This window comes from Nostoc sp. CMAA1605, assembly GCF_021596505.1.
Classification (GTDB): domain Bacteria; phylum Cyanobacteriota; class Cyanobacteriia; order Cyanobacteriales; family Nostocaceae; genus Trichormus.
The window spans coordinates 1-3,682 of sequence record NZ_PJIZ01000182.1 but is presented as its reverse complement, the minus strand read 5'-3'; the positions used below and the strand labels follow the sequence as shown (position 1 = coordinate 3,682).

At 44.2% G+C, this 3,682-nt stretch carries 2 protein-coding genes; one reads left to right on the top strand and one right to left on the bottom strand.

Annotated elements, in window-relative coordinates; genetic code table 11:
* Positions 1–104: 104 nt before the first annotated feature.
* Positions 105–2,087: an amylo-alpha-1,6-glucosidase gene (locus CV014_RS29635; RefSeq protein WP_236145278.1), complete on the bottom strand. Its 1,983-nt coding sequence runs from the start codon at positions 2,085–2,087 to the stop codon at positions 105–107.
* 308 nt (positions 2,088–2,395) lie between these two features.
* On the opposite strand from CV014_RS29635, the gene CV014_RS29630 reads away from it, so the two are divergent.
* The coding region (locus CV014_RS29630; protein WP_236145277.1) for an ArnT family glycosyltransferase at positions 2,396–3,682 on the top strand (1,287 nt) is incomplete at its 3' end.

Here is a 3,682-nt window from a genome sequence, read left to right as displayed (position 1 = left end):
CATTGCGTTAGCGTAGCGGGACGTTAGTCCATTGCGAATTGCGAATTGCGAATTGCGAATTGCGAATTGCGAATTGGTATAAATTCTGCCATTTTGAATTAAATTTAGCCTGAAGTTGCTAACCAAGTACGCAAAACTTCTGCCACAGTCCAAGCTTGGGCAATACATCCTCTGGGATTCATGGGCGGATCACCATCAAAAATTTCGCTGAGATTACCAACACCATGTGCAGTCAGATGATTTGCCATTGGTTCGAGAAATTGACGCGCTTGCTGAGGATTATTGTAAACGCGCAGGTGTGCTTGCACAAACGCACCTATTAACCAGCCCCAAACAGTACCTTGATGATAGGCACCATCACGTTGATACTGTCCGCCACCGTATTTTCCTTGATATTGGGGGTGGTCGGGAGAGAGCGATCGCAATCCGTGGGAAGTTAACAAAATTCGCCCACAAATCTCTACCACAGACTTTTGTTGAGCAGGTGTGAGGGGACTTTCCGGTAATGACACCGCAAAAATCTGATTAGGACGCAACGATAAATCATCACCATCAGGACTATCAATTACGTCATAGCAATAACCCAAGCCATCATGCCAAAACCGCGAAAATCTTGCTAAAACTCTATCCGCCATTGCTTGATATTCTTGATGCGGTTTACCAAGCTGACGGGCAAAATTTGCCATCGTGCGTAAAGCATTATACCAGAGAGCATTAACTTCAACGGGCTTACCAATGCGGGGTGTCACAACCCAGTCTCCTACCTTCGCATCCATCCAAGTTAACTGCACACCTGCAACTCCAGCATACAATAACCCATCGGCGGGGTCTAAATGGATGTTATAGCGTGTACCGCGACAATGCCAATTAATGATCTCAGCTAACACCCCAAACAGTTCCGCCAGTAAATGATCATCTTTGGTAGCACTGTAATAAGCGCGGACTGCTTCAAAGTACCATAACGTAGCATCCACAGTATTGTATTCCGGTTCTTCCCCCGCATCGGGAAAGCGATTAGGTAACATCCCCTGATTGACATACTTAGCAAAGGTGCGGAGAATTGAGCGTGCTATTTCTATTCGACCGGTGGAAATTGTTAACCCTGGTAGACTAATCATTGTGTCCCTTCCCCAATCGCTAAACCAGTGATAACCAGCAATGATAGTTTTACCGTTGGGTTCTTCTGGGAGTGGACGGTCTACGATAAACTGGTCAGCAGCTAAAATTAACTGCTCAATCCAGGGTGGTAATTCTTGTTTATCAAGGGGTTGATGGGCTTTAGCAATTGCGATTAACTTCTGTTCATGAGTTTGACGTAACTTGAGCGCAGTTTCACCTTGCAAATTGGGTTGCTTTTCTGTACTGGCGACAAAAGTAAATGATTCTCCAGGATTGAGTGTAACTTCTAGAGTAGCGGCGTGGAGATGGTCTTCTGTGTCACTCAGTCCCCGATAACGTTCCACAGCCAAATCAAAGCCATAATACCAATTGTGAACCAGGGATACATTCCCAGAGTCACTGAGTAGATAGAATGGTGTCGCACTGGGATAAGCAGTGATACAAATCCCTTTTTCCACCGTTTCTAAGGACATTTGCCAACCATTACTCTGAGTATCGCCGTGATAATCACGGTAGTTAACCATTGCTTTGAGCGTGAGTTGAAGCGGTTGGGTAGCGCGAGATAAAGTATATTGAACGTAAGTTGTATTAGCACCTTGTTGCATCCACACCCGTTTTTCTAACACAGCATCAGCCACCGCAAACCGCCACACAGGGACTGTACCTTCCAAAGCAAAACGCTCAATATGCCGGTATCCGTGGGGACTGACTATCCCATCACTCCAGCGATTAGTATTGAGGGGATAAAAGCAATTATTATATGTAACAATCTCATCTAGTTTTGCCAGCAGTAAAGTACGACCTAAAGGCGGTTGCAAAGCTGCTACCAATAAACCGTGATAGCGGCGAGTCAGTAAACCTGCTACCGTACCCGAAGCATAACCACCAATCCCATTGGTAACTAACCATTCCCTCGATTCAGCCGTTTCCAGATTACCGCAGATTTCGCGCCCAAATTCCATACACATAAATCAATACTCTTGCTGCCGAGTTATATATGGATTATCGGTGATTAGCTCTATTGTGCGCTAAGTGTGGAATTAAGATTTAATGAGAATTATTTATAGTTAGCGAATGAGGCGATCGCTAGTCTCAATCCATTGTGATCAGTATCAGCTCATGTTGATTCAATGAGTTTTTGAGTCAAAAAACTACGCAAAAATTTGCCGTGCTGTGTGCTTTTAATTTAGGCTTTTAATTTAGGCTTTTCATCTAGGTTGTTATCTAGCTGGAGTTGATGAGTTGGGTTGTCTATCAAGAATAAGAATTCGAGTAAATGCAAAAATTCCAGAAATGGTCGGCTCAAAAAACTAATCAGTTAGTGGTAATTTTGCTGGTTGGGGGATTGCTGTTTCGCTCCTTCATTGCTTTCTGGCTTTACCCTAACTTTGATGAGGCTTATTACTACCTCTACAGTCTGCATCTAGACTGGAGCTATTTTGATCATCCAGCTTTTGTAGCTCTGACAACTGGTTTCGGCCCGTGGTTAACTGGAGATGTATCCCAATTCACGATTCGCCTGGGGACACTGATTTTATATACAGGCAGTTTGGTGTTCTTGTATTTAACTAGCAATAGACTATTTTCTGCTAAAGCAGCTTGCTTGACATTGGCTATTGCCACCATCAGTCCAGTTTTTCAAATTGGCTTTGGCATACTAAGCCTGCCTGATAGTCCACTGATGTTTTTTTGGTCAGCCAGTTTATATTGTGCAGTCAATGAATTTTGGCGGCAACCTGGAAATCAAAAGCATAGCCTGTTGAAGAATAAGTCCGGCTCATCTAATTTATATGTGCCTAGTTATCGCTTGAGTTATCTTGGTATCCTGGTGGGATTAGCCTGCAATAGCAAATATCACGGGTTTGTTTTAGGACTGGGGCTAATTGGTTTTTGTTTGACGAGTCCACCTCATCGCTGTGTTGTGCGTTCGCCTTGGGCATGGCTAGGGTTAGGCTTATTTGTGATCACTATCTTCCCTATGTGGTTTTGGAATATGCAGCATGATTGGGTGTCCTTTCGTTTTCAATCAGAGCGAGCGATGCCAAGGGGTGGGTACAATCTGCTGAGTGTAGCTGGTGTCTATTTAGGGGGGGTAGCGTACCTGTTCCCCACCATAGGATTGCCACTATGGTGGGTTAGTTTACGACTTGCGGTGTTAAGAATAATTCATGTTTTTCACAAATCACTAATCTCTAAGGGAGATTTAGATGCGACTAAATTATTGAATTTATGGGTATCCTTGCCCTTAATTTTAGGGTTTACTCTCATAGGGGGATATCGGCAAATTTTGCCAGCGTGGCCAATGCCGGGATTTTGGGCAGCAACTTTGTTGTTAGGGCAACAAGCAGTCATCTGGGAGCAGCACGGGCGACGTTGGGTGCGGCGATGGCTTGTAGGTTCGGGAATTATGGTAGCTAGCATTTTACTGATTGCTCTGCTGCAAGTGACAACAGGAATATTTCAAAAGCCTAGCCAATACGCTTTCATGGGAGGGTTCTTGTCTCCCAAGGATGACCCTTCTACAGAACTAATTGATATTCAACAACTACGGCGTGGCTTTGTT

Coding starts and splice junctions, on each gene's coding strand:
- CV014_RS29635 (WP_236145278.1), bottom strand. CDS start 2,087: ATGTGTATGGAATTTGGGCGCGAAATCTGCGGTAATCTGGAAACGGCT.